Origin of the sequence: Plantibacter sp. CFBP 8804 (assembly GCF_014841225.1) — a bacterium.
Lineage (GTDB): Bacteria > Actinomycetota > Actinomycetes > Actinomycetales > Microbacteriaceae > Plantibacter > Plantibacter auratus.
In genome coordinates, this window is the sequence record NZ_JACYTU010000001.1 from 632,867 (window position 1) to 656,788 (window position 23,922).

Consider the following 23,922-nt stretch of genomic DNA (forward strand, 5'->3'; position numbering starts at 1 on the left):
GACGAAGGCCCGCTTCCTGAGGGAGGCGGGCCTTCGTCGTGCAGCGGTCGGTCAGTAGAGGAGGCCGGTCAACCGGGCCCTGGCCTTCATGACGCGCGGATCGGTGACGCCGGCGACCTGGAACAGCTCGAGCAGGCGCGTCCGGACGGTGTCCTTGCCCGACTGGTCGAGGTCGGGGAACAGCGTCAGCAGCCGGTCGAAGGCGTCCTCGAGGTGTCCTCCGGAGAGGTCGAGGTCGGCGACGGTCAGCTGGGCGTCGAGGTCGTCGGGAGCGGCGGCCGCCTGTCCGCGGATCTCATCGAGGGTCTTCCCCGTGAGGCGGTGCAGCAGACGGACCTGGGCGAGGCCGGCCACAGCCATGTCGTCCTTCGGGTTCTGCGCGATGGCCTTCTCATACGCGGCGATGGCCGTCGGGTAGTCGGCGCGCTCGATGGCCTCGTACGCCTCGGCGTGGAGGGGCGGCAGCGGTTCTTCCACGGGCTCGGCAGGGGCTGCAGCGTCGCCACCGGCGACGACGGCCCGACCGGAGACCCCGTTCTGCTCGGCCAGCTGCAGCAACTGCTCGATCACGTCGCGCACCTGCGACTCCGGGATCGCGCCGTTGAACATCGGCACCGGGCGTCCACCCACGACGGCGACGACCATCGGGATCGACTGCGCCTGGAAGGCTTGGGAGAGCTGCGGGTTCGCGTCGACGTCCACCTTGGCGAGGACGAAGCGGCCGGCGTACTCCGCGGCGAGGCGCTCGAGTACCGGCGAGAGCTGCTTGCACGGCCCGCACCATTCGGCCCAGAGGTCGATGACGACTGGGACCACGGAGGACAGCTCGACGACCTGTCCGAACCCGTCGTCCGTCGCGTCGAAGACGAGGGACGGGACCTGGACGGTCTGGTCGGTCGTCGCGCCGGGCGCTTCTGCAGGCGCGCCTGCTTGCGTCGGCGCGCCTGCGGGCGGCGTCTGGTGGCGACGCGCGAGGCCGGAGAGGTCGACGGCGCCGCGCAGGTGTGCCGCGCTCGGCTCCGCGGCACTCACGGGAGCTCCGATGCGGCGATGAGGGTCTGGGTGAATCCGAGCAAGGTGATCTTCTCTCCGGAGTTGACGGCTGGCACGTAGAACAGGAGCTGGTCGCCGTAGGTGGCCTGCGTCCCCTTCGCGCTCTCGGTGATCCCGGAGAGCGCGGCGACCGCACCCGAAGGTTTCACGGTAGCACCGGCTGTGACGACGGAGACCACCTCGCCCTCCTGCACGTTGACGGCGACGATCGCGCCGGAGTCGTTGGTCGCCAGCGCGACGTTCGGGCCGGTACCGGCGGCCGCCGAGAAGGCGATGCTCGCCGTCGTCGGCAGGTTGGCGGCCTTCGTCGCGCGGTCCGCGGCGACCTGCGTGCGGAAGACGTCGCCATCGGCGTTGAACAGGCCGGCGAAGGTGCTCGCGTCGCCGTTCGTGATGATGTCGGCGTAGGCCGCGGCGATCTCCTCCGGCGGCATGACGAGCAGCTTCGAGTCCGGCGGGACGCTCGCGGCACCGATGGTCGCGGGCGCGACGTTCTCGAGTCGGGCGCCCTCGAGGAGTTTCTCCGCGTAGACGACCTGGTAGTTCGACCGCGGGTCCTGCTGGGTCATCACGAGGACCGTCGGTGACACCGTCTCGTCGGCCTTGTCCTGAATCGCGGTCATGACCGTCCGTGGCCAGGCGTCCGTCGCCTGAGGCAGGGTGAGCGTGACGGGCGAGGCGGGGATGGGGGTCGCTCCGGCGGCGTCGGCCACCTTCGAGCGGAGGGCGTAGTTCGCGGTGCGCTCCTCGAGCGCCGGCCCGGAGAACCGGACGGCCGCAGCGGTGCCGTCGAGCGCAGCATCGGCCTCGGACGCCGCCGTCGAGATCCGCGACACGATCCGTTCGACCTGTGGCACGGTGACGACGGGCGCCGCGAAGTCCTGGTCCTGGCTGTCGGCCGGCAGGTCCGTCGCGGTGACGGTGGGCGTCGGTGACGGCGCTCCGATGGTCGGCCAGTAGTCCTGGGAGCAACCGCTCAGGCCGAGCGTGCCGATGAGGACGAGCGGCACGCCCACGACGAGGGAGCGGCGGAGCGGGGAGCGCTTCGTCTTGCCGGCTCCGAGTTCACGGGGGCGGCGCGGCTTCGGTTGTCTCGACATCTTGGTGATGCCCTTCTGTCCTTGTCCCGGACCCTTGCGACGCGGGCCTCGCGAGCGACGCATGCGCTGGATCCCCGAGAGGTAGAGCACGATGCCGGCGAGGAGCACGAGGATGCCACCGGCGATCAGCGGGCCGGCCCACGGGGTGGCGTTGTCGAGTGGCCACGAGAGGCGGAGGGAATCCGGAGCGGCGGCCGTACCGTCGGTCGCGATGAGCACGTCGATGTCCTTCGGCAGGTTCATCGTCGCGATGACCGCGCCCGCCTCGTCGTACTCGCCGAGCCAGAGGTCGGATCCGCGCGGGTCCGGGCCCTTCTCGGAGGTGGTGGTGTCGTCGGTGGCCTCGGGGGCCGGCGTCGCCGACGGCTCCGGACTCGGGGTCGCCCCGTCGTCGGTCGCGTCCGCCTCGGCGGTGACGGTGGTGGTCGTCAGGGCGGTGCCGGCACTGTTGACGCCGACGCGGCTGTAGGGCTCGTCGCCGAGCCAGGCCGTGATGTCGTCGGAGCGCCCGTAGCTCATGAACACCTGGGTGTCGCCGCCCGCGCCCGCCACGATGGACTGCGCTCCCGGCTGCGACTGCAGCACGCTCCCGGGGATGACGATGAACCGATCACCGCTGTCGACCGTCGTGGACAGGCTGAAGGTGCCGGGCGAGAGGAACACGGTCCGTTGCGCGATTCCCGTCACGATCATGACGGCTGCCACGACGAACGCGGCGATGGCGAGAACGAAACGCACGGATTACTCTCCTCTGGCGTCGGAGCGACGCGGGTGATCCTGCGTCCGACGGGATCCGGCGGGTCGGGCCGGCAGGAGACGCAGGTGGTTCAGGCTATCGGAAATGACTGGGAGGCGGCTAGACGGCCGCTGAGAGGCCGGGGGCCGGCCAGTGCGTCGGGAGCGGCAGCGCCTCGGGACGCACTGCAGCGACGATCTCGGTGAGCACGCGACGGGTCTGACTCTCCCCCACCCACAGGTGCTTGGCACCGTCCACCGGGACGAGGGTGGCCCCGGGGAGGACGCCGAACCGTTCCGCCGCTTCCGCTGGTCGGAGGTAGTCGTCGAACTCGGGCACGAGGACGACCATCGGCCGGTCGTCGCCGGCCCAGGCCCGGAGCTCGTCCTCCGTCGTGCGGTGCAGCGGCGGAGAGAGGAGGATCACGCCGTCGACGGCCGGGTCGCGCCCGTACTTCAAGGCCAGCTCGGTCCCGAACGACCATCCGACGATCCACGGATGCGGAAGCCCGCGCTCGGCTACGAACGCGAGCGCGGCCTCGACATCGGCCCGCTCGCCGACGCCGCCGTCGAACGCGCCGTCGCTCGTCCCTCGAGGAGACGAGGTGCCGCGGGTGTTGAAGCGGAGCACGGCGATCCCCGCGAGCGCAGGCAAGCGCGCCGCGGCCTTCCGGAGCACATGGGAGTCCATGAACCCGCCGGCGGTGGGCAGCGGGTGGAGCGTCACCAGGGTCGCGACGATCTCGCCGTCGGCCGGCACCGCGAGCTCGCCGACCAGGGTCAGGCCGTCGGCCGTGTGCAGCTCGATCTCCTCGCGGACGGCGGGGAGCTCGGCGCCACCACGGATCTCGATGGTGTCGGTCATGAGTCAGTCCTCCGGGGGCAGTGTGGTCGGGTCGTTTCGCGGCGTGCGTGCGTTCACCGGATCCGCCAGCAGTGCGAGTGCCAGTGCCGCCGGGCAGCGATGTCGGCCTGGTCGCCCAGGACCCCGTCAGCGCGCCACGTCACCACATGGGCGGTGCCGGGCGGGATGGACTGTCCGCATCCAGGACACACATAGGTCTTCTGCGCACTGGAACCGCTGACGGGCTGGACGAACCAGGATCCGTCTCGATGGTCCTCGGTGCGTTTCCACCCCGCCATCAGCCGTTCGAGACCGTTACCCTCGTCGTCGCCGGGCCGCGGCCGGTGGCGGTGGTGTCGGGGCATGGGTCAAGTCTAGGCTCAGCCTCCACAACCGTGTCGGGAGGCGGTTCCGGTCAGTACCAGCCGTTGGACTCCGAGTGGGCCCACGCGCCACACGGCGTGCTGTACCGACTCGTGATGTATCCGAGACCCCAGGTAATCTGCGTCGCGGGGTTGGTCGCCCAGTCGGCTCCGGCCGAGGCCATCTTGGAGCCGGGAAGCGCCTGCGGGATGCCCGTGGCGCCGGAGCTGGCGTTGTAGGCGTACACGTTCCAACCCGACTCGCGGTTCCACAGGGAGACGAGACAGCTGTACTCGCCCTCGCCCCAGCCGTTGGCCATGACCATGTCGTAGGCGATGGCCTGAGCCGTACCCGGGTCAGGCGTGCCTGCCGCGGGAGCGCTGCCCGTAGACGAGGAACCGCCGCCGGTCGCGGCGGGCGTCGCCACGGGAGGCGGCGGGGGCGGAGCGACGACCTCGTAGCTGTCGCGGGCGAAGGTGTACTGGTAGTTCGAGCTTGCGACGACCGACTGCGCGGCGTTGCCACCGAACTGCGCCTGCTTCTCCGCATAGGAGGACGCCACGACGCTTGAGGTCGGGTCGACCATCGTCACGGCGACGAAGCCGAACGCAGCCGTCGCCGCGAAGATCCCGAGGACCTTCTTGCCGCGAGAGCGCGGCCGACGGTAGGGCTGAACCGCCTTACCGGTGTTCGGCTGGGCTGATGGTTTCCACGGGGTCACGTCAGTTGAGTCTTGAGGCACGATGCATCGATGGTAGCCGAGAATGCCTGATCAGGCCACCTGGTCGGCCGACGCTCAGCGAACCGCCAGCATGACGTCCACGACGCTGTCGAGCAGTGCGTCGACCTGGGACTCTCGGTAACCGGCCCATTCGTTGCGGAACACGGCCGTGCGGACGCGGTCGACGTTGAGCGGTGTGCCGTCGTGGAAGTAGGCGACGAGGCGATCCGCGAGGGCGTCCACGTCCTTCCGGCTGTAGCCGCGGGCGAGCAGGCTCACCCGCTGGAACCGCTGGCCCTCCGGCCTCGTCAGCCGGTTGAGGATGACCTGCGCGGTGCCGCGGGCGTCGCGCAGCCACTCCTTGGCACCGCGCTCCTCGACCGACCGCTCCCGCTCGCGGAGCGAGAAGGCGTCCTCGAGTCGCTCGAGCGCCGCGTCGACGTGCTCGGTGCTGTAGCCACCCCGGACGAGCCGGAACGCCACGTGCCGGATGTCCTCCGCGCTCAGGATCGCATCGGCGTCGGCGTCGGTGTCCTGCCCGTAGGCGGCGCGAGCGCGGTCGAGGAACTCGTCGACCTCGGCCGGATCGTAGCCACGCTTCGAACGTTTTGCGGTGGGGAAGATCGTGCTCACCGGACCATTCTCCCCCATGAGGGGCTGATCGGGCGAAATCGGACCGAGCCGGGACTCAGACCGCGAGTCCGCCGAACAGGAGGTACACCACGTAGGCGACGACCGCCGACGGCAGGATCGAGTCCAGGCGGTCGAGGAATCCCCCGTGCCCGGGAAGCCACGAGCTCATGTCCTTCACGCCGATGTCGCGCTTGATGAGCGACTCCGCGAGGTCGCCGACCGTGGCACTGCCGAGGAGCAGCAGACCGAGCAGGACACCGACCCACCACGGGACACCGAGCATGAGGATGGCGAGCAGCACGCCGGCCACGACCGAGACGACCCCCGCTCCGGCGAAGCCCTCCCAGGTCTTGTTCGGGCTGATCACCGGCGCCATCTTGTGCTTGCCGAACGACAGGCCGCTCACATAAGCACCGACGTCGACGCAGATGACGAGGATCAGGAACGCCAGCGTCCACCATTCGCCCTCGGGCTGGGCGACGAGGAACACGGCGAAGGAGGCGAGGAAGGGGACGTAGACCTGGATGAACGTCCCGGACGCGAGGTCGCGGACGAGCGTGGGAAGGTCGGTCCGCTTCGAAGCGATGGCCTGCTCGGCCACGCGCCAGACGATGACGAGCAGGATGCCGAGCAGGACGACGGACCAACGCCAGACGTCGTGGAGGAAGAACGCCGCCGGCTGCATCGCGACGGCCGAGATGACGGTCGGGATCGCCGGCACCCGGCGCCCGGTCTGCTCGAGGGCCTTCCGCAGCTCCAGCGTGGCGAAGGCCACCACGGCCGAGGCCAGGACGACGAAGATCACCTTGAAGATGATCAGGCTCACGAGCATGATGCCGCCTGCGGCCACCCCGATGAGGATGGCGTTCACGAGGTTGCGGCCGACCCTCGCCTCGATGCGTTCGTTCGTCGCGTCGAACTGCGCCTTCGTCGCCTGGACCTGCCGTTCGATGTCGGCACGTTTGGCGTCGACCTGCCGCTCGAACTTCGCGCGGCGGTCCTTCAGCTGGGACCGCAACTCCTGCGGACCCGACTTGCCGGACCGGCCGGGCTCGGGCTTCGACGGATCGCTCGATCGCCCGGGAGCGACATCGTCTTCCACAGGTACCTCCAGCGGGCGTGCCGTCGGTCGAGGGACCGGTCGGCGAACGGAATCAGCGGTGGGACAGCGGCTCAGATGGAGAGCAGCTCGGTCTCCTTGGCCTTCAGCGCGGCGTCGACGGCGTCGATGTGGGACTTCGTGACGGCCTCGAGCTCCTTCTCGCCGCGTGCGACGTCGTCATCGCCGACCTCGCTCTTGAGCGCCTCGAGGTCGTCCTTGCCCTTGCGACGGATGTTGCGGATCGACACCTTCGCGTCTTCACCCTTGCCGCGGACGATCTTGACGTATTCCTTGCGACGCTCAGCGGTCAGTTCGGGCATGGTGACCCGGATGACGGTGCCGTCGTTCGTCGGGTTGGCGCCGAGGTTCGGGATGTCGCGGATCGCCTGCTCGATGTCGCGCAATGCGGACTTGTCGTAGGGCGTCACGACGATCGTGCGAGCTTCCTGGTTCTGCAGGGAGGCGAGCTGCGCCAGCGGCGTCGGCGTGCCGTAGTAGCTCACCAGGACCTTCTGGAACAGCTGGGGGTTGGCGCGACCCGTACGCACCGTGGCGAAGTCATCCTTCGCGGCCTCGACGGCCTTCGACATCCGGGTACCAACATCCGAGAGGACATCCGCGATCACGAGCACTCCTTTGATTGCATTACTGGGTTCAGTCTAGTCGGGCGGCTGGCCTCGGCCTGGCCGCCCTGCCGCCTAGGCGGAGGTGACGAGGGTGCCGATCGCGGCACCGCGGATGGCCGCCGTGACGTTGCCGGCCGGCTCCATGCCGAAGACGCGCATCGGCATGCCGTTGTCCATGCAGAGGCTGAAGGCCGTCGAGTCGACGACCTTGAGGCCGCGCTGGAGCGCCTCCTGATAGGAGATGGTGTCGATCTTCGTCGCCGTCGGGTCGACGCGGGGGTCGGCGGTGTAGACGCCGTCGACGCCGTTCTTGGCAACGAGGACCTCGACGGCTCCGATCTCGAGCGCGCGCTGTGCCGAGACGGTGTCGGTCGAGAAGTACGGGAGTCCGGCGCCCGCTCCGAAGATGACGACGCGGCCCTTCTCGAGGTGTCGCTCGGCACGGAGCGGGATGTACGGCTCGGCGACCTGCGTCATGGCGATGGCCGACTGCACGCGCGTGGCGGCACCCGCCTGTTCCAGGAAGTCCTGGAGCGCCAGGGCGTTCATGACCGTTCCGAGCATGCCCATGTAGTCGGCTCGGCCGCGGTCCATGCCGCGCTGGCTGAGCTCGGCTCCGCGGAAGAAGTTGCCGCCTCCGACGACCACTGCGACCTCGACCTCGGCGGTCGCCTCAGCGATCTCGCGGGCGATCGACCCGACCACGTCGGGATTGACGCCCAACTGGCCGCCTCCGAACGCCTCACCTGACAGCTTGAGCAGTACCCTGCGCTTCTTCTCCGGCATCCGCCTGTCCTTCCTCGTCCCTCACACAACTTAGCGTCAGGAGCCGCCCGCTGTCCGCGACAGCCGTCGACTCGCTGGCTGGATCGTCACCGATCCCACGTGCGCGGNCTTGAAGCGGGCGAACCCGGTCACGGTGAGGCCCGCGTCAGCGAGCACCTTCTGCACGGACAGCTTGTTGTCCTTGGCGTAGTCCTGCTCGAGGAGCGCGACCTGCTTGAAGTACGAGGTCACGCGGCCCTCGACGATCTTCGGCAGTGCAGCCTCGGGCTTGCCCTCGTTCTTCGAGATCTCGGTGACGATCTCGCGCTCCTTCTCGACCTCGTCGGCCGGGACGTCGTCGCGGCTGAGGTAGGACGGGTTGGCGAACGAGATGTGCTGCGCGATGCTGCGAGCCGTCTCCGCGTCGTCGCCCGTGTAGCCGACGACCACGCCGACCTGCGCGGGCAGGTCCTTGTTGGTCTTGTGGAGGTAGACGGCGAAGTGCTCACCGTGCACCACCGCGAGGCGGCGGAGCTCGAACTTCTCACCGATGATCGCAGCGGAGTCCGCGATGACCTCGGCGACGGTCTTGCCGTCGGCCGGAGCCGCGTTCCCCTCTTCGACGGTGGTCGCGCCGGCGGCGACGACCGCGTCGAGGACGAGGTCGGCCAGAGCGAGGAACTTCTCGCCCTTCGCGACGAAGTCGGTCTCGCAGGCGAGCTCGATGAGCGTGGCGGTGTCGCCGTTCTCCTTCGCGGCGACGAGGCCCTCGCTCGTGGAGCGGTCGGCACGCTTCGCGTTACCCTTCGCACCCTTGAGACGCAGGATCTCGGTCGCCTTCTCGACGTCGCCATCGGCTTCGACGAGTGCGTTCTTGGTGTCGACCATGCCGGTGCCGAGCTGCTCGCGCAGCACCTTCAGGTCAGCGAGAGAAAAGTTGGCCATTGCTGGTGTCCTCCTTGATTACTTCTCGTCGGCGACGACGGCGGCAGCTGCGCCCTCGGCGTCGGCGGCGGACTCGGTTGCAGCGACCTCGACGTCTTCGACAGCCGGGGCTGCCTCGACGGCGTCGGTTGCGGCGATCGCCTCATCGGCGACCTTCTCGGTCTCGGCGGAACCCTGCTCGCCGCCCTGGAGCAGCTCCTGCTCCCACTCGGCGAGCGGCTCGGCCGGGGCGTCGCCCTCGGTCGGCTTCTGGTGGCGCTGGATGAGACCCTCGGCGGCGGCGTCGGCGATGATGCGCGTCAGCAGGCCGACGGAACGGATCGCGTCGTCGTTACCCGGGATCGGGTAGGTGACCTCGTCGGGGTCGCAGTTGGTGTCGAGGATGCCGATGACCGGGATGCCGAGCTTGCGCGCCTCGTCGATCGCGAGGTGCTCCTTCTTGGTGTCGACGACCCAGAGCGCCGACGGCGTCTTCGAGAGGTTGCGGATACCACCGAGCGACTTGTGGAGCTTGTCCAGCTCGCGCTTCTTGATGAGGAGTTCCTTCTTGGTGAAGCCGCTCTTGGAGGCGTCTTCGAAGTCGAGCTCCTCGAGCTCCTTCATGCGGGCGAGTCGCTTCGACACCGTCTGGAAGTTGGTGAGGAGGCCACCGAGCCAACGCTGGTTGACGTAGGGCTGGCCGACGCGCGTCGCCTGCTCGGCGATGACTTCCTGCGCCTGCTTCTTCGTGCCGACGAAGAGGATGGTGCCACCGTGGGCGACCGTCTCCTTGACGAAGTCGAAGGCCTGGTCGATGTAGCCGAGCGACTGCTGCAGGTCGATGATGTAGATGCCGGAACGCTCGGTGAAGATGAAGCGCTTCATCTTCGGGTTCCAACGGCGGGTCTGGTGCCCGAAGTGCACGCCGCTGTCGAGCAGCTGGCGGATGGTTACGACGGCCATGAGCCGTTCTCCTGTTCTGCGCTCGCCACCGCACCGCTGACGCGGACGGGTGGGAGTGCCTCGGTTGTCTGACGGACCGGATGGCCTCGTCCCTGGTGCCCGGCGCACGTCCGCCACGCTCCGGAGAGCGAGGACCGATTGGAGGTGGTGGCCGAAATGGCACGCGTAGTCACCCCGACGAGCGAGGTGCTCCGTTCAGCATAGCATCAGGCCACCGTGATGACGGCGCTCCACAGGCCGTCCGACCAGGTCCGTCCCCCCGCTCCGAGGTGCCCACCGGCCCTCGCTCTCCCGAGCACGTCAGGCTCGGATCATGATGACCTCGATCGCCAGTTGGTTCCTCATCTCCTGCCTGGTGCTCCTCGCACCCGTGAGCACGTCTGGGGCGGCGCCGGCCTGGAGCTGGCCGATCGCTCCCCCGCACGTCGTCACCGAGCCGTTCGTCGCGCCGCCCGACCCCTACAGCGCCGGCCACCGGGGTATCGACATCGCGGCATCACCCGGTCAGCCGGTCGCCGCAGCAGCCGCCGGCGTCGTGACGTTCAGCGGGACGGTGGTCGACCGCCCACTCGTCGTGATCCGGCACGACGACGGACACGTCTCGAGCATCGAGCCGGTGGTGGGTTCGGTCGACGTCGGTAGCCGCGTGACCCGCGGGGCACCGATCGGGACGGTCGACGTCGGCGGACACTGCGCCGACGGCTGCGTGCACTTCGGGGTGCGGCTCGACGGCGTCTACGTCAATCCGATGCTGCTGCTCGGCGAGGTGCCACCGGCCGTCCTGCTCCCACTGACCGCGACGGCGGAGGCTCAGGCCCGTGGGTGGGCGTTGCGGTAGCTCTCCTTGATGCGTTCGACGGAGACGTGCGTGTAGATCTGCGTCGTCGCGAGACTCGCGTGGCCGAGGAGTTCCTGGACCGCGCGGAGGTCCGCTCCCCCGTCGAGCAGGTGCGTCGCGGCGGTGTGCCGCAGGGCGTGAGGCCCTGCCGGACCACCACCGGGCACGGCGTCGAGGAGCCGGGCGACGAGCGTGTAGACGGAGCGCGGGCCGAGCCGCCCTCCGCGCGCGCCGAGGAAGAGGGCTGCGCCGGGCGTCGGTCCGCGGTCGTTCGCGGCTGCACGGGCGACCAGCTGCGGGCGGGCGCTCGTGAGGTAGTCGACGATCGCCGACTGAGCGGGGACGCCGAACGGAACGACCCGCTCCTTGTCACCTTTGCCCGTGACACGGACGGTGAGCCGGTCGAGGTCGAGGTCGTCCCGGTCGAGTCCGCACAGCTCGGACACGCGAAGCGCTGACGCGTAGAGCAGTTCGACGACGGCGAGGTCGCGGAGGGCGTTCGGCTCCCCCGATGCGGCGCGGTCCTCGAGCCCCGCGAGGAGGTCGTCGAACGGCCCCCGGCCGACGACTCGTGGCAGGGTCCGACCCGTCTTCGGACTCCGGAGACGTGCCGCGACGTCCGAATCGACCCTGCCGGTGCGCAGGAGCCAGGCGCTCCAGGCCTTGGCCGTGGCGGTGCGTCGCGCGAGCGTCGCCTTGGACGAGCCGGCCTCGGAAGCTGCCCAGAGCCAGTCGCGGAGGAGGTCCAGCGTCACGCCGTCGACGCGCTCGACATCGCGTCCGGTGGCGAAGTCGGCGAGCTGCCGGAGATCGGATGCGTAGGCGCGAACGGTCTGCGGCGACAACCGACGCTCTGAAGCGAGGTGCTCCGAGAACCCGTCGATGCTACTCCAGATGTCCACGTGGACAGCATGCCCCACGCGTCCGACGCCGTGGCCTTCCCCCGCCGACCGATCACCTCACGCCCGTCCGCCGACGAGCACCCAACCCCGTTCGCGTTCCTCGACGGCCCCGGCGAGATCGAGTGCACCGAGCACGCTGGTGACCTCACGAGGACTCAGACCACTCGCTTTCGCAAGCGCCTCGACGGTGCGCGGCGAGCGAGCGCTCATCACATCACGGACCCGGCGTTCCTCCGGTGAGGCGAACGCCTGCGCGTCCGCGTCGACCGCGGTCCACCCGGCGAGCTCCGCCATCTGCGCGGCGTTCGTCACGCAGGTGGCGGCGTACTCACGGATCAGCCGGTGACAGCCAGCCGACGACGGACTCGTGACCGGGCCGGGCACGGCTCCGAGCGGACGCCCGAGGGACGCAGCATGACCCGCCGTGTTGATCGACCCGGAGCGGTCTCCGGCCTCCATGACCACCGTCGCAGCCGAGGCTGCGGCGATGAGCCGGTTCCGCTGCAGGAATCGCCATTTGGACGGTGTGGACCTGCACGGTGATTCGCTGATGACGGCCCCACCGGCCTCGCGGATCCGACGGATGAGCGCGTCGTGACCGGCAGGGTACGGCCGATCGACCCCACCTGCAAGGTAGGCCACGGTCACGCCTCCGCTCCCGAGGGCGGCTCGGTGCGCCGCGCCGTCGATGCCGTACGCGGCACCCGACACGATCGCGAAGCCCCGGTCGACGAGCCCGGCCGCCGCCTCGAGAGTGACGTGCTCGCCGTACCCGGACGCGGCCCGGGCCCCGACCAACGCGATGGTGCGTTCTCCCGCAGGCGCGTCGGGAGAACCGCGCAGCCAGAGGGCGTGCGGCGCGTGCACACCGAGGTGGTCGAACCCCGCATGCCAGCCCGGAGCGCCTGGCAGGAGTAGTCGTACGCCGACCTCGATCGCGGTCTCGCACGCGGCGACGAGGTCAGCCGAGACGAGACGGGGGCGCCAGCGTTCCAGCGCACTTCCGAGCACGCGGGAGGCGGGAATCGCGGCGGGATCCTCGGACTCGGCATCGGCATCGGCCGACGTCGAGCCCGAGCCACTGGACCACTCGCTGCCGAGGATGCGGCGCTGCAGTTCGGTCGGCCCCACCCGGTCCAGAACCGCTGACAGTGCGCCCGCAGGGCCGAGCGCACCGACCACGAGCCCGGCCACGCCGTCGCCTGGTTCGGCGATCATCGTCCAGGCCGCCCGAGCGAACGCCGCCCGGATCCCGGCGGGGCCGACGTTCTCATCGGCCACCGAGACGTGCTCGGCACCTCCATCCGCGCGAGGACTACCCACGGCCTCGGCCGGCTCCAGGCCGCCGAGTCCGCGGACGAGGCGTTCGACCAACTCGCGGTCCAAGCCGAACCATGCGCTCATGAGATGCCCTTCCGCAGGAAGAGGGCGCGCCCCAAGTGCTCGGCTGTGGGGCTACCGGCCCCGTCGAGGTCGGCGAGCGTCCAGCTCAGTCGGAGGATGCGGTCGTAGCCACGCATGGTGATGCCTCCCCGCTCGAGGGAGCGGTCCAACGCGCTCGTGACGGATCTGGGCAGCCGCATCCGCGGGCTCCTGAGCCAGGTGCCGCTCGCCTGCGCGTTCGTGGTCCAGCCGGTGCCGGCCAGCCGTTCGGCGCTCGCGGCCCGCACCGCTTCGACGCGGGAACGAGCCTCAGCGGTGGAGACCCCACCCTCCTGCGAGAGACTCGTCAGTGCCGAGGTGATCCGGTGCACCCGCACGCGGATGTCGATCCGGTCGAGGAGCGGCCCCGAGATCCGCCCGAGATAGCGTCGACGGGCCTGCGGTGGACAGGTGCAGACGCCGTCCGCCGTGCCGTACTGGCCGCAGGGGCAGGGGTTCGCGGCGAGGACGAGTTGGAAGGCGGCCGGGAACGTCGCGCTGCCGTGCGCACGATGCACGGTGACCACGCCGGCTTCGAGTGGCTGACGCAGCGAGTCGAGGACGTCGGCTCGGAACTCCGGCGCTTCGTCGAGGAAGAGCACACCATGCGCCGCGCGCGCGGCTGCTCCGGGCCGGATCTGGCGCGAACCGCCACCGATGATCGCCGCCGCCGATGACGAATGGTGCGGGCTCTCCCACGGTGGTCGTCGGGCGAGCGCTCCGTCCGGCGGTAGACCGATGAGCGAGCGGAGGCAGCTGACCTCGACCGCGGCCTCGGGCTCGAGGTCGGGGAGGATCTCGGGGAGCCGGGCGGCCAGCATGGTCTTACCTGCACCGGGAGGTCCGACCATCATGACGTGGTGCCCGCCGGCCGCCGCAGCGACCATCGCGTCGACCGCGTCCGGCTGTCCGACCACGTCCGCGAGATCGAGTGGGTCGGGCATTGGCAGCCGATCGACCCGCTGTCGGACGGGTTCGAGGTCGATCGCAGAGAGTTCTGCACCGTGCCAGATGGCCGCATCACGCAGCGAGGTCGCCCCGATCACCGTGACGCCGGGCACGAGCTGCGCCTCCTCGACGTTTGCGGTCGGCACCATCACCGCGTCGTATCCGGCACGGGCGACGGCGAGGACGGCCGGCAGCACGCCGACGAGCGGACGGAGTCGACCGTCGAGCCCGAGCTCACCGAGGTGGACGACCCGCTCGGCGGACTCCCGGCGGACGAGGCCGCCGACGGCGAGACAGGCGATCGCCATGGAGAGGTCGAATGCGCTCCCCTGCTTGGGCAGCGACGCGGGAGACAGGTTGATCGTGAGCTTGCCACCGGGCAGCTCGCAGCCGGAGTTCGCCGTCGCACTCTTGATGCGGTGCGCGGCCTCACCGAGCGACTTGTCGGGAAGCCCGACGATCGCCATGCCCGGTACGGTCGCGGCGGCCGACGCCTCGACCTCCACGATCGCGCCAGTGAGGCCGGCGAGTGCGACCGACCAGGTGCGTGCGACGGCCATCAGGAGACTCCCCGCAGGTGCTGAAGTCGCATGTCCCCTTCGGACGGCAGCACGATGCCGACGACGTCGACGCGCATCCGCCGCGAGCGCGGTCGGTGCTCAGCACACCAAGCCCCGGCAAGACGACCGATCCGGGCCAGCTTGCTCGGCGTGACCGCCTCCGCGGGATCGCCGAAGCCGACGCCGGAACGGGTCTTCACCTCGACGAACACCAGCGTGCCGTCGTCGTCCGCGATGAGGTCGAGTTCGCCCTGCGGGCATCGCCAATTGCGGTCGAGGATGCGGTATCCGCACGCCTCGAGATGATCCGCCGCCACCTGCTCGCCGCGTCGGCCGAGCTCGTCCTTCCGTGCCATGTGCACCTCCTGGCATCCAGCCAAGCGTGCAGACGAGGCTCGTTACCCGGAGGTGGGTCTGTCGTCGACGAGCGCGCGGCGAGGCGTGCCTGTGGAGCGCTGTCGGTAGCGGGAACCGTGCCTACTCGTCGAGCGTGAGTTCCTTCGGGAGCTCGAAGTCACGCGAGGACAGCTGCTCGACGTTGACGTCCTTGAACGTGAGCACCCGGACGCTCTTGACGAACCGGTCGGACCGGTAGACGTCCCACACCCACACGTCGGTCATGGAGAGCTCGAAGTAGAAGTCGTTCGCCGTGTCGCGTCGCACGAGGTCGACCTCGTTGGCGAGGTAGAACCGGCGCTCGGTCTCGATCACGTACTTGAACTGCCCCACGACATCGCGATACTCGCGGTAGAGGGCCAGTTCGACCTCGCGGTCGTAGTCTTCGAACTCGTCTTCGTCCATGGTCTCTCCAGTCTACGTGTAGGCGGGCAGCCAGCTGCTCCGGTGGTGGAGGGTCAGGCCGTGCTCGGAGAGGGCCGACAGATGCTGCGCCGAGCCGTATCCCTTGTTGCCCTCCCACCCGTACTCCGGCAGTGCCTCGTGCAACTCGATCATCAGTCGGTCACGGTGCACCTTGGCGAGTACGGACGCCGCGGCGACCGACGCGCAGTCCCGATCCGCTTTGACCCTCGTGGCGATGGTGAGCGGTCGCTGGAGCGCCCGGCTCAGCCAGTCGCTGTTGCCGTCGAGCAGGACGGTCGATCCCGTGACGTCCGCGCCGACGGCGTGCAGTTCGAGCAGTGCCCGACGGCCGGCGAGTCCGAGGCACGCGGTGATGCCGAGCTCGTCGACCTCCGCCGGGCTCGCGAGTCCGACGGCCCCGTACAACACCCACTCGCGAGCCAGCGGTTCCAGGCGGGTCCTCGCTCGCTCGCTCAACAGCTTCGAGTCGCGGAGTCCCTCAGGGAACGGCCCGCAGGCCGGGACGACCACCGCGGCGCCGACGGCCACCGGGCCGGCGATGGCTCCGCGACCCACCTCGTCCATGCCGATGACCGACGGGACACCCGCAGCGAACAGTTCGTGCTCGACCTCGAGGGTCGGTTCGCTGACGGCCATCACTCCTCTTCTGGGGCGGGGATGCCCTGGAAGACGGTCGGGTAGTTGTCGAGCCAGGCCCAGTTGCTGGACGGCCAGGTGATGACGAACGCGCGCCCCACGACGTTGTCGATCGGGACGAAGCCACCACCGGGTGTGTCGCCGTTGTACCGGGAGTCCTTCGAGTTGTACCGGTTGTCGCCCATGACCCAGAGCGAGCCCTCCGGGACGACGATGTCGAACGGGTCTCCGGACACCTTCTCGGTGCCGGCCGGAAGCTTCACGTACGGTTCGTTCAGCGGAACCCCGTTGACCGTCATCTGCCCGAGCGGGTTGCAGCACGACACGTGGTCGCCCGGCAAGCCGATGACGCGTTTGATGAGGTGGTCGTCGCTGTCGGGAGCGACGAGGCCGAAGATCGACAGCACCCATTCGACGGCTGCGGTGACGGGAGGCTGCGGAGCCTCGACCGTCTGCGGGAGCCAGCCGCCCGGATCCTGGAAGACGACCACGTCGCCGCGGTTCAGCGAGACCACGTCGGGGACGAGCTCGTTCACCAGGATGCGGTCCTGGATCTGCAGTGTGTTCTCCATCGACCCGGACGGGATGTAGAACGACCGCACGAGGAAGGTCTTGATGAGGAAGGAGACCAGCAGCGCGACCACGAAGATGATCAGGAGGTCGCGAAGGAAGAGCAGCGCTCCGCGTTTGCCGCGGGGGCGCTGCTGGTGGTCGGGCGACGCGTCTGCCGCCAGGGAATTGTCTGTCATTTAACCGCCTGAGCTCCCCACCAGCTTATCCGGTGGGGAGCTCAGGAATGATCGCGGAGGGCGACCGGGAGGACGACTAGTTGTCGCGCTTCTCCTTGATCTTCGCCTTCTTGCCACGGAGCTCGCGGAGGTAGTACAGCTTCGCGCGACGGACGTCACCGCGGGTGACGACCTCGATGTGGTCGATGTTCGGGGAGTGGACCGGGAAGGTACGCTCGACGCCGACCTGGTAGCTCACCTTGCGGACCGTGAAGGTCTCGCGGACACCCTCGTTGGAGCGGCCGATGACGACACCCTGGAAGACCTGGATACGGGACTTGTTGCCCTCGATGATGTTCACGTGCACCTTGACGTTGTCGCCGGCGCGGAAGTCGGGGATGTCCGACTTGAGGGATGCTGCATCGACTGAGTCGAGAATGTGCATGATGGTTCCATCTCTGCGACCGCCACAGGTCGACCGCTGAATACGTTCGGAAGGAAGGGTGTGCCCGATGCCGGTGTTCCCCTGTGGCAGAACTGCGGAGGCACAAACAGCAATTGTGTCATGAAAGGGCCTCGGATGGGAAACCGGGCCCCGGTACGGCGCAGGCGACAGCGGCGGATACGGCCGCTCAGCGACGCTCGTCGGGCTTGGACTCCTCGATCACGATGAACTCGCCGCCGTCGATCGGACCGGGATCGAACCGTGGCTGCGGCGGGATCGCCGAGCCGGGGACCGTGCCTGGCCCGGCGGCAGCGGCCATGCGCTCGAATTCGGCCATCGTCTCCCGGGCGCGGCGTGCCGTCTCGGAGATGAGTTGCGCGATGACGCCCCAGAAGGCGGCAAGGCCTGCGACGACGCCGAGGACCGCCCAGAGGGCGACGCCCGAGCTGAACGAGCCGAAGCAGATGATCGTGACGTGCCAGAGCGCGAGCAGGCCGACGTCCGTCCACGACACGAGCTTCGTCGTCCGGACGCTGGCCCTGGCGGAGATGAGGAACGCGATCGCGGCGAGCGCGATGGCGAGGATCGGCATGGCGATGACGAGCCCGAACAGGCTCCAGCCGCTCTCACCGAAGAGTCCCCATCCGACGAACGGCCAGGCGGGCAGCACGAAGATCGCGGCGAATCGCCAGTAGTAGAACGCCCGACGGATGATCATGCCTTCAGGCTACCGCCGGGCTCCTGAGCGCGCACTGGTCGTTCGCTGTCGGCCGATGTCGGTTCCGGCCAGCGTCGTCAGAGGAGCTTGCGCTGCAGCGCCCAGGCGGCGAGTTCGTGGCGCGAGGACAGCTGCAGCTTGCGCAGCACGCTCGACACATGGGTCTCCACGGTCTTCACGGAGATGAACAGCTCTGTCGCGACCTCCTTGTAGGCGTAGCCGCGGGCGATGAGGCGCATGACCTCCTGCTCACGGGCGGACAGCCGGTCGAGCTCGTCGACGGACTCCGCCGTCTCCCCCGTCACGGCACCGAAGGCGTCCAGGACGAATCCCGCGAGCCGGGGTGAGAAGACCGCGTCGCCGTCGTCGACCCGCCGTGCGGCCTCCGCGACCTCGGCACCCGAGGAGCTCTTCGTGATGTAGCCGCGTGCACCGGCCCTGATCACCCGGACCACGTCCTCGGCGGCGTCCGAGACGCTCAGCGCGAGGAACCGGGTGGCGGGCGCGATCGACACCGAGCCGGCGATCACGTCCGCGCCACCGCCGCCGGCACCACCCGGCAGGTGGACGTCGAGCAGCACGACCTGCGGGCGCGTCTCTCCGATCACCCGGATCGCCTCCTCCACGTCGCCGGCCTCCCCCAGCACCTCGATGCCGGGATCGAGTTCGCTGCGCAGTCCGGAACGGAAGATCGAGTGGTCGTCGACGATCACGACGGTCAGCGGTCGGTCGCTCATGGTCGGCTCCTCGGAACGGTCGGGACGGTGTCGGGCTGTGGCGCCGTCGGCGCGGCGCCGTGGACGGGCAGGACGAGACGGACCTCGGTACCTCGTCCGCCGGGCCCCGGACGGATGGTCGCCTCGCCACCGATGCGCTGCATCCGGCCGATGATCGACTCCCTGACCCCGAGGCGGTCCCGCGGGACCTGTTCCAGGTCGAAGCCGGGGCCGCGGTCCGAGATCGACACCTCGATCCGCTGCGGTGCCGTCTCCAGATAGACGGAGACGTCGCCGCCGGCGTGACGTGCCGCGTTGAGCACGGCCTCACGTACGGCGGCGAGGAGCGGCTCCGGAGCGTCGTCGATCGCACGCCCGACCGCGACGACGTCGACGCGCACCGCGTGGTCGGCCTCCACCGCCGCCGCGATGGTCCGCAGCTCGGTCGCGAGGTCGCCCGTCGGAGCGGTCCCGCCGGAGAAGAGCCAATTCCGCAGCTCGCGCTCCTGCGCCCTGGCGAGACGGGACGCCTCGCTCCCCGGACCGGCCTGCTGCTGGATGAGCGCGAGCGTCTGGAGCACGGAGTCGTGCAGGTGCGCGGCGATCTCGGCGCGGTCGGCCTCGCGCATCCGCGCGGCGCGCTCGTCGGCGAGGTCGCGATTGAGCTGGAGCGCCCAGGGGGCGATGACCACGGCGACCCCGAGCAGCACGGCGATCGCTGCGACGATGACCGTCCACATGTTCGGGCGGTCACCGGTGACGAAGAACAGGAGGATGCCGAGGACGACGAGGACGAGCGCTCCGAGCACGCGGATCAAGAGGGCACGTGAGCCCTCACCGCGACCACGCTCGCCGAACTGCCGCCAGGCGAGTGCGGCTCCCGCGAGGACGACGATGACGGGGATGACGGCCTCGAGTGGGATGTCCAGCCCGGTCCGGGTCGCGATCAGCGCGGTTCCGGCCGCGAGCAGGGCGATCCCGAGCAACACCTCCGTGATCGGCGCGCGACGGGGGCCGTCGAGGTCGCCTCCGCCTTCGGTCGAGGCCGGCCGGAGCAGGTGCTCCCGAGGATCGAGTGGTGCGTCCGCGCCCTGGGTCGGCGTCATGACCCACAGCCACACATAGAGGAGCAGGCCCGCTCCGCCGCAGCACGCGAGGATGACCGTCGCCGTCCGCACCGCGGCGACGGGGAGACCGGTGTGCTCGGCGAAGCCGGCGCAGACACCGCCGAGCAGGCGGCGCCTCGGACGGATCATCACCTCGGTTCCCATGGAGCCATCCAAGCAGTTCGGGGTGCGGTCGGCACCCTGGGACGGCAGGATCAGGGTGCACTCAGGGTCATGCCGGATGGGCCCGACCCGGACGCTTCGCCAGAATCGGACCATGACGAACCACAGCACGCCGCCCACCGGAGCAGAACCGGGGGCACCCGCCCCGCAGGATCCGACAACCCGCTTCTTCGACTGGTGGCGGTCCACCGGTCTCCGTCGCTCGAGCGACTCGTGGCTCGGCGGTGTCGCCGGGGGTGTCGCGGTCCGGCTCGGCCTCGATCCGATGATCGTGCGCGGAGCCCTCATCGTCATCGCGATCCTGGGCGGGCCGGTCCTCTTCGTCTACGCCGCGGGCTGGGCGCTCATCCCCGACCAGCAGGGTCGGATCCACCTCGAGCGTGCGATCCGGGGCGTCTTCGACCCGGCGATCGTCGCGATCGGTATCCTCGCGGTGCTCACCGTCGTGCCGTTCATGCGTGGCCTCTGGTGGGACGGCGTGCCGCATGCGTGGAACCTGCCGGGGTGGCTGGAGTCGACCATGACCGCCGGTTGGGTGATCGCCCTGGTCGCCGCGGCGGTCTGGCTGATCGTGATGTTCTCCCGCCGCGACCCCGGGCGGGCGACTCCGCCTGAGACACCGCCGCAGCGCGACCCGTGGACCAGCGACGCCTCGATCCCGAAGCCGACGGCACCATCGCCCACAGCCTCCCCCTCGGGCGCTGCCGGCTCGGCCCCGGCCTCCCCCGGTGCCGCGAACCCGGTGTCGCTCGCGAAGGCCGATGGTTGGCCTGATGATGCGGGCACAACCGTCCCGCTCCCTGGAACCACCACCGCCACCGCCACCGCGTGGGAGGGGGCTCCGAGCCAGCAGCGCGGCTGGACGAGTCAGGAGTTCCGGGACGAGATGAGCCGCCAGCGAGCCGAGCAGCAGGCCGAGCGTGAGACGAAGGCTCGTGAGCGTCGTGCCCAGCACCCTGGAGCGGCCTTCGTGGCGATCACCCTCGGACTGGCGCTGCTCGCCGGTGCCGGCGCGGCCGTCATCGCGGCGAGCGCCGGGTTCTCGGTCCCGGTCGTCGTGGTCATCGGGCTCGCCGCAGCGCTCGGTGCGCTCGCCGTCGCGACGATCATCGCGGGGATCAGCGGACGGGAGAGCGGCTGGCTCGGACTGTTCACCTGGGCCGCCGTGATCTCCTTGCTCGCCACCGGGGTGTTCCCACTCGGCTCCTCCTTCCTGCCGGTCGGACGCACGACCTGGACCGTGACGTCGACGGATACGGACGACCGACGCGGCTACGTGATGATCGCCGGCCAACCCACGCTCGACCTCGGTGAACTCGCCGACGACGACGCGTTGCGCGGTGGCACGATCGACGTATGGATCCTCGCAGGCGAGGTCGACGTGCTCATCCCCGAGGACGTGCCGGTGATCGTCGAGTTCTCAGCGATCGCGGGCACCCTGGAGACGGGACGCGACGGTCGGGACCGGACGGACCGACGCGGCGGAGCTCTCTTCCAGGATGAGGCACGGTACGGACGAACGGCGTCAGGAGAAACGACGCGGGTACGGGTGTGGACGGTCGCCGGCAGCGCTGTCGTGACCGAGGAAGCGGAGGCGGGACGATGAGCGAGCAGGACGACCGGACCGGAGCGGCGGACATGTCGTCCCCAGCCGACGCGGCGACGGGATCGGCTCCGTCGGAGACCGATCAGACGGCCACCACGGAGTCGACCAGAGCGCAGCCGACCACTGCACAGACGGCGGATGAGCCGAGGACCGATGTCGGCCCGAAGGATCGAGGCGGTCGACCACCGCGCTTCGGCACGATCCTCTGGGGCGTGCTCCTGCTCGTCTTCGCCGGCGCCATGCTCGTCACCAACCTCACCGAGGTGCGCATCGACCCCCTGGGGTGGATCACCGGGGCGATCATCGCGACCGGGGCCGTCCTCGTCATCGCCGGCATCGCCGCCGCCGTGCGGCGTCGGCCCTGACGGCCGTCACGCACAGGACCCCGGCGCGCTCAGGCGTCCGGCTCGTCGGCGGGCAGCAGATCCGGGCGGACCTCGCGGGTCCGCTCGATCTGCTGCTGACGACGCCAGGTGGCGATCGCACCGTGGTTGCCGCTCAGCAGCACCGGCGGTACCGGGAGTCCTCGCCACTCGGCGGGCTTCGTGTAGCTCGGGTACTCGAGGAGCCCGTCTTCGTGCGACTCCTCGACGAGACTCTCGGGGTTGCCGACAACGCCCGGGACGAGCCGACCGATCGCCTCGATCATCGCCATCACGGCCACCTCTCCCCCGTTGAGGACGTAGTCGCCGAGGCTCACCAGGCGGACCCGTGCTCGGCTGGCGGTGTGGTCGAAGACGCGGTGGTCGATGCCCTCGTACCGGCCGCAGCCGAAGACGAGGTGCGGCTCGGCCGCGAGCTCGCGGGCCATGGCCTGAGTGAACACCTCACCCGCAGGAGACGGGAAGATGACCAGCGGCTCTTCCTCGGTGTCGTCACCCAGGATGCCGTCGAGCGCCTCACCCCAAGGCTCCGGCTTCATGACCATGCCGGCTCCCCCGCCGTACGGGGTGTCGTCGACGGTGCGGTGACGGTCGTGCGTCGAATCCCGCAGGTCGTGGACGTCCAATTCGATAAGCCCGCTCTGCTTCGCCTTGCCGAGCAGCGAGAGGTCCAGGGCATCGAAGAAGGTCGGGAAGATCGTGACGATGTCGATGCGCATGAGGAGCAGTCTATTCGCGCGACGGTCGTCGTCCCGGTCGCGCCGGTCAGCCCGACAGTCCGGCCGAGGCCTCCTCGTAGCGGTCGACCACGAGGTCGACGATGCCGGGATCGGGCACCTCTCCGAGGTGGAGGAGCGGCGGCGTCACGAAGTCCGCTCCCGCCTCCTCGAGCAGCCTCGCGAAGTAGCCGGGCGCCAACAGGTAGGTGGCGATGATGACCCGCCCTCGCGGTCGGCTCGTTCGGGCCGCTGCCACCGCATCGGGCACCGACGGCTGAGCCGCGGAGACGAACGCCGTCTCAACCGGAACACGCAGCCGCGATTCCAGCCGACGTCCCATGTCGACGCAGTCGGCGACGGCCCGGGCGTCGGTGGACCCGGCCGCTCCGAGCACGATCCGATCATCCGGCGTCACGTGCAGCGCCTCCAGTCTCCTGGCGAGGACCGCTACGAGGCGGTCGTCCGGTCCCATCGCCCGTCCGAGTGCCGTCGGCCGATCCGTCGCCTCGAGGTCCTCGACGAGGTCGACGTGGACGTGGAACCCCGCTGACAGGAGCAACGGCACGACCACCGCGGGCCGCTCGGGCTCGATCGAACCGAGGGTGGCCGGGACGTCGGGCTGCTGGACGTCGACGAAGCCGCCGGCGACGTGGAGGTCGGCACGCGATCGTCCGACGGCGTCGACGAGCGCAGCGACGGAGGCCTGTCCGATCGGGCAACTCGTCCCGTGGGACACGGCCAGGAGCGCAGGACTCGTCCGCGTACGCGTCTGCGGGCGGCGCACCGCGGGCTCAAGCAGGGTCATGCGTCCTCCCCCAGCTCGATCTCCACGAACCCGCCCACGATGCGGGTGCGGAAGGTCTGGAGGAAGAGGTTCGGGTCGGTGAAGCACTCACCCGTGCCGAGGTCGTACACCTGCTTGTGCAGCGGTGACGCGATCGTCGGTCGCTCCCCTCGGGAACCGACGATGCCGCGAGCCATCACCGGCGCGGCCGTGTGCGGGTCCCGATGGTCGACGGCGTAGACCTCCTCGGCCCCGATGCGGAACACCGCGATCTGCCGGGCGCGGAGCAACGCCACCTCGCCCCAGGAGAGCTCGAGGTCGTCGATGGCGCAGACGCGTCGCCACTCGGCGAGCGCCGTCCGCCCGGTGTGCTCCTGCATCGCGATGCTCATCGTCGGCCTCCTGGTCGTGCGTCGGAGCACCGACGCTACGGGCGGGGTGTTTCGTCGGATCACCCGTGACGTTTCGGTGAGGTGAAACCGACCTCACATCCGGCCGGGCGTCGTGTGCGGTCCTGGACGTGTTCGGGACACATGCGGGCAACGGACCGGAAACGCCGCGTCAGTACGCTCGCTGG

The 23,922-nt window shown here is 69.8% G+C and carries 27 protein-coding genes and 1 pseudogene; 3 read left to right on the plus strand and 25 right to left on the minus strand.

Annotated features, from left to right (window positions below; translation table 11 throughout):
* Positions 1 to 51: 51 nt before the first annotated feature.
* The 11 genes and pseudogenes from IFU11_RS02945 to rpsB form a co-directional block, all read right to left on the minus strand.
* Complete coding sequence (locus tag IFU11_RS02945; RefSeq protein ID WP_192018122.1) at positions 52 to 1,032, minus strand: tetratricopeptide repeat protein; 981 nt, start codon at positions 1,030 to 1,032, stop codon at positions 52 to 54.
* A complete protein-coding gene (locus IFU11_RS02950) occupies positions 1,029 to 2,891 on the minus strand; it encodes a hypothetical protein (RefSeq protein ID WP_138946842.1) in 1,863 nt (620 codons plus the stop codon). The genes IFU11_RS02945 and IFU11_RS02950 overlap by 4 nt, the downstream gene beginning before the upstream one ends.
* A 118-nt stretch (positions 2,892 to 3,009) precedes the next feature.
* A complete protein-coding gene (locus IFU11_RS02955; protein ID WP_124769142.1) occupies positions 3,010 to 3,753 on the minus strand; it encodes an alpha/beta hydrolase in 744 nt (247 codons plus the stop codon).
* Between the two features lie 53 nt (positions 3,754 to 3,806).
* Positions 3,807 to 4,097: a hypothetical protein gene (locus tag IFU11_RS02960; RefSeq protein WP_071260877.1), complete on the minus strand. Its 291-nt coding sequence runs from the start codon at positions 4,095 to 4,097 to the stop codon at positions 3,807 to 3,809.
* A gap of 50 nt (positions 4,098 to 4,147) precedes the next feature.
* A complete protein-coding gene (locus IFU11_RS19980) occupies positions 4,148 to 4,816 on the minus strand; it encodes a hypothetical protein (protein ID WP_079705666.1) in 669 nt (222 codons plus the stop codon).
* A gap of 75 nt (positions 4,817 to 4,891) precedes the next feature.
* A complete protein-coding gene (locus tag IFU11_RS02970; RefSeq protein ID WP_236555416.1) occupies positions 4,892 to 5,449 on the minus strand; it encodes a DivIVA domain-containing protein in 558 nt (185 codons plus the stop codon).
* A gap of 55 nt (positions 5,450 to 5,504) precedes the next feature.
* Complete coding sequence (locus IFU11_RS02975; RefSeq protein WP_241160866.1) at positions 5,505 to 6,551, minus strand: phosphatidate cytidylyltransferase; 1,047 nt, start codon at positions 6,549 to 6,551, stop codon at positions 5,505 to 5,507.
* Between the two features lie 71 nt (positions 6,552 to 6,622).
* Complete coding sequence (gene frr, locus IFU11_RS02980; protein ID WP_064295107.1) at positions 6,623 to 7,177, minus strand: ribosome recycling factor; 555 nt, start codon at positions 7,175 to 7,177, stop codon at positions 6,623 to 6,625.
* Positions 7,178 to 7,249: 72 nt separating this feature from the next.
* On the minus strand, positions 7,250 to 7,963 hold the full coding sequence (gene pyrH, locus IFU11_RS02985) for a UMP kinase (RefSeq protein ID WP_056006822.1): 714 nt from the start codon (positions 7,961 to 7,963) through the stop codon (positions 7,250 to 7,252).
* 108 nt (positions 7,964 to 8,071) lie between these two features.
* Positions 8,072 to 8,887: pseudogene (tsf, locus tag IFU11_RS02990) on the minus strand (translation elongation factor Ts); the annotation flags it as partial.
* 18 nt (positions 8,888 to 8,905) lie between these two features.
* Positions 8,906 to 9,829 carry a 30S ribosomal protein S2 gene (gene rpsB, locus IFU11_RS02995; RefSeq protein WP_064295105.1) on the minus strand — a complete coding sequence of 308 codons (924 nt, stop codon included), beginning with the start codon at positions 9,827 to 9,829 and terminating at the stop codon, positions 8,906 to 8,908.
* Positions 9,830 to 10,142: 313 nt separating this feature from the next.
* Between rpsB and IFU11_RS03000 the strand changes: the two genes are divergently transcribed.
* Positions 10,143 to 10,667: a murein hydrolase activator EnvC family protein gene (locus IFU11_RS03000; protein ID WP_124769137.1), complete on the plus strand. Its 525-nt coding sequence runs from the start codon at positions 10,143 to 10,145 to the stop codon at positions 10,665 to 10,667.
* Here IFU11_RS03000 and IFU11_RS03005 read toward each other — a convergent pair.
* The 11 genes from IFU11_RS03005 to IFU11_RS03055 form a co-directional block, all read right to left on the minus strand.
* Positions 10,640 to 11,569, minus strand: a complete 930-nt coding sequence (locus IFU11_RS03005; RefSeq protein WP_124769136.1) for a tyrosine recombinase XerC — start codon at positions 11,567 to 11,569, stop codon at positions 10,640 to 10,642. The genes IFU11_RS03000 and IFU11_RS03005 overlap by 28 nt on opposite strands.
* Positions 11,570 to 11,626: 57 nt before the next feature.
* Positions 11,627 to 12,973 carry a DNA-processing protein DprA gene (gene dprA / locus IFU11_RS03010; RefSeq protein WP_244631621.1) on the minus strand — a complete coding sequence of 449 codons (1,347 nt, stop codon included), beginning with the start codon at positions 12,971 to 12,973 and terminating at the stop codon, positions 11,627 to 11,629.
* On the minus strand, positions 12,970 to 14,499 hold the full coding sequence (locus IFU11_RS03015) for a YifB family Mg chelatase-like AAA ATPase (protein WP_079705661.1): 1,530 nt from the start codon (positions 14,497 to 14,499) through the stop codon (positions 12,970 to 12,972). The genes dprA and IFU11_RS03015 overlap by 4 nt, the downstream gene beginning before the upstream one ends.
* Positions 14,499 to 14,855 carry a YraN family protein gene (locus tag IFU11_RS03020; RefSeq protein WP_192018124.1) on the minus strand — a complete coding sequence of 119 codons (357 nt, stop codon included), beginning with the start codon at positions 14,853 to 14,855 and terminating at the stop codon, positions 14,499 to 14,501. The genes IFU11_RS03015 and IFU11_RS03020 overlap by 1 nt, the downstream gene beginning before the upstream one ends.
* A 121-nt stretch (positions 14,856 to 14,976) precedes the next feature.
* Positions 14,977 to 15,300, minus strand: coding sequence for a DUF2469 domain-containing protein (locus IFU11_RS03025; RefSeq protein ID WP_071260887.1), 324 nt, complete (start codon positions 15,298 to 15,300; stop codon positions 14,977 to 14,979).
* Positions 15,301 to 15,312: 12 nt separating this feature from the next.
* Positions 15,313 to 15,957, minus strand: a complete 645-nt coding sequence (locus IFU11_RS03030) for a ribonuclease HII (RefSeq protein WP_192018125.1) — start codon at positions 15,955 to 15,957, stop codon at positions 15,313 to 15,315.
* Positions 15,957 to 16,706 carry a signal peptidase I gene (gene lepB / locus IFU11_RS03035; RefSeq protein WP_124769107.1) on the minus strand — a complete coding sequence of 250 codons (750 nt, stop codon included), beginning with the start codon at positions 16,704 to 16,706 and terminating at the stop codon, positions 15,957 to 15,959. Before lepB ends, IFU11_RS03030 begins: the two co-directional genes overlap by 1 nt.
* Positions 16,707 to 16,782: 76 nt before the next feature.
* Positions 16,783 to 17,130, minus strand: a complete 348-nt coding sequence (gene rplS / locus IFU11_RS03040; protein ID WP_056006851.1) for a 50S ribosomal protein L19 — start codon at positions 17,128 to 17,130, stop codon at positions 16,783 to 16,785.
* 187 nt (positions 17,131 to 17,317) lie between these two features.
* On the minus strand, positions 17,318 to 17,848 hold the full coding sequence (locus tag IFU11_RS03045) for a hypothetical protein (protein WP_192018126.1): 531 nt from the start codon (positions 17,846 to 17,848) through the stop codon (positions 17,318 to 17,320).
* A gap of 77 nt (positions 17,849 to 17,925) precedes the next feature.
* Positions 17,926 to 18,585, minus strand: coding sequence for a LuxR C-terminal-related transcriptional regulator (locus IFU11_RS03050; protein WP_064296318.1), 660 nt, complete (start codon positions 18,583 to 18,585; stop codon positions 17,926 to 17,928).
* Entirely contained in the window at positions 18,582 to 19,835 is a 1,254-nt protein-coding gene (locus IFU11_RS03055) for an ATP-binding protein (protein ID WP_192018127.1), read from the minus strand. Before IFU11_RS03055 ends, IFU11_RS03050 begins: the two co-directional genes overlap by 4 nt.
* Positions 19,836 to 19,947: 112 nt before the next feature.
* On the opposite strand from IFU11_RS03055, the gene IFU11_RS03060 reads away from it, so the two are divergent.
* Both IFU11_RS03060 and IFU11_RS03065 read left to right on the plus strand, forming a co-directional pair.
* Positions 19,948 to 21,459: a PspC domain-containing protein gene (locus tag IFU11_RS03060; protein WP_192018128.1), complete on the plus strand. Its 1,512-nt coding sequence runs from the start codon at positions 19,948 to 19,950 to the stop codon at positions 21,457 to 21,459.
* A complete protein-coding gene (locus tag IFU11_RS03065; RefSeq protein WP_192018129.1) occupies positions 21,456 to 21,824 on the plus strand; it encodes a hypothetical protein in 369 nt (122 codons plus the stop codon). The genes IFU11_RS03060 and IFU11_RS03065 overlap by 4 nt, the downstream gene beginning before the upstream one ends.
* 29 nt (positions 21,825 to 21,853) lie before the next feature.
* Here IFU11_RS03065 and trmD read toward each other — a convergent pair whose 3' ends face one another.
* Genes trmD through nirD form a run of 3 tightly spaced genes read right to left on the minus strand, consistent with a single transcriptional unit; the run spans position 21,854 to position 23,737 of the window.
* Positions 21,854 to 22,561 (minus strand): tRNA (guanosine(37)-N1)-methyltransferase TrmD, encoded by a 708-nt coding sequence (gene trmD / locus IFU11_RS03070; RefSeq protein WP_085510627.1) that lies wholly within the window; start codon positions 22,559 to 22,561, stop codon positions 21,854 to 21,856.
* A 46-nt stretch (positions 22,562 to 22,607) separates the two neighbouring features.
* Positions 22,608 to 23,366, minus strand: coding sequence for a sirohydrochlorin chelatase (locus tag IFU11_RS03075; RefSeq protein ID WP_137241874.1), 759 nt, complete (start codon positions 23,364 to 23,366; stop codon positions 22,608 to 22,610).
* A complete protein-coding gene (gene nirD, locus IFU11_RS03080; RefSeq protein ID WP_137241875.1) occupies positions 23,363 to 23,737 on the minus strand; it encodes a nitrite reductase small subunit NirD in 375 nt (124 codons plus the stop codon). Before nirD ends, IFU11_RS03075 begins: the two co-directional genes overlap by 4 nt.
* Between the last annotated feature and the right edge of the window lie 185 nt (positions 23,738 to 23,922).

What these genes read in the sequence shown, in the direction of transcription:
- IFU11_RS03030 (WP_192018125.1), bottom strand. Translation starts at nt 15,957, where the DNA reads ATGGCCGTCAGCGAACCGACCCTCGAGGTCGAGCACGAACTGTTCGCT.
- lepB (WP_124769107.1), bottom strand. Translation starts at nt 16,706, where the DNA reads ATGACAGACAATTCCCTGGCGGCAGACGCGTCGCCCGACCACCAGCAG.
- nirD (WP_137241875.1), bottom strand. Translation starts at nt 23,737, where the DNA reads ATGAGCATCGCGATGCAGGAGCACACCGGGCGGACGGCGCTCGCCGAG.
- IFU11_RS03025 (WP_071260887.1), bottom strand. Translation starts at nt 15,300, where the DNA reads ATGGACGAAGACGAGTTCGAAGACTACGACCGCGAGGTCGAACTGGCC.
- rplS (WP_056006851.1), bottom strand. Translation starts at nt 17,130, where the DNA reads ATGCACATTCTCGACTCAGTCGATGCAGCATCCCTCAAGTCGGACATC.
- rpsB (WP_064295105.1), bottom strand. Translation starts at nt 9,829, where the DNA reads ATGGCCGTCGTAACCATCCGCCAGCTGCTCGACAGCGGCGTGCACTTC.
- IFU11_RS03075 (WP_137241874.1), bottom strand. Translation starts at nt 23,366, where the DNA reads ATGACCCTGCTTGAGCCCGCGGTGCGCCGCCCGCAGACGCGTACGCGG.
- IFU11_RS03065 (WP_192018129.1), top strand. Translation starts at nt 21,456, where the DNA reads ATGAGCGAGCAGGACGACCGGACCGGAGCGGCGGACATGTCGTCCCCA.
- IFU11_RS03060 (WP_192018128.1), top strand. Translation starts at nt 19,948, where the DNA reads ATGACGAACCACAGCACGCCGCCCACCGGAGCAGAACCGGGGGCACCC.
- IFU11_RS02955 (WP_124769142.1), bottom strand. Translation starts at nt 3,753, where the DNA reads ATGACCGACACCATCGAGATCCGTGGTGGCGCCGAGCTCCCCGCCGTC.
- IFU11_RS03045 (WP_192018126.1), bottom strand. Translation starts at nt 17,848, where the DNA reads ATGATCATCCGTCGGGCGTTCTACTACTGGCGATTCGCCGCGATCTTC.
- dprA (WP_244631621.1), bottom strand. Translation starts at nt 12,973, where the DNA reads ATGAGCGCATGGTTCGGCTTGGACCGCGAGTTGGTCGAACGCCTCGTC.
- IFU11_RS03000 (WP_124769137.1), top strand. Translation starts at nt 10,143, where the DNA reads ATGATGACCTCGATCGCCAGTTGGTTCCTCATCTCCTGCCTGGTGCTC.
- IFU11_RS03055 (WP_192018127.1), bottom strand. Translation starts at nt 19,835, where the DNA reads ATGGGAACCGAGGTGATGATCCGTCCGAGGCGCCGCCTGCTCGGCGGT.
- trmD (WP_085510627.1), bottom strand. Translation starts at nt 22,561, where the DNA reads ATGCGCATCGACATCGTCACGATCTTCCCGACCTTCTTCGATGCCCTG.
- pyrH (WP_056006822.1), bottom strand. Translation starts at nt 7,963, where the DNA reads ATGCCGGAGAAGAAGCGCAGGGTACTGCTCAAGCTGTCAGGTGAGGCG.
- IFU11_RS03020 (WP_192018124.1), bottom strand. Translation starts at nt 14,855, where the DNA reads ATGGCACGGAAGGACGAGCTCGGCCGACGCGGCGAGCAGGTGGCGGCG.
- IFU11_RS02960 (WP_071260877.1), bottom strand. Translation starts at nt 4,097, where the DNA reads ATGCCCCGACACCACCGCCACCGGCCGCGGCCCGGCGACGACGAGGGT.
- IFU11_RS03015 (WP_079705661.1), bottom strand. Translation starts at nt 14,499, where the DNA reads ATGGCCGTCGCACGCACCTGGTCGGTCGCACTCGCCGGCCTCACTGGC.
- IFU11_RS03050 (WP_064296318.1), bottom strand. Translation starts at nt 18,585, where the DNA reads ATGAGCGACCGACCGCTGACCGTCGTGATCGTCGACGACCACTCGATC.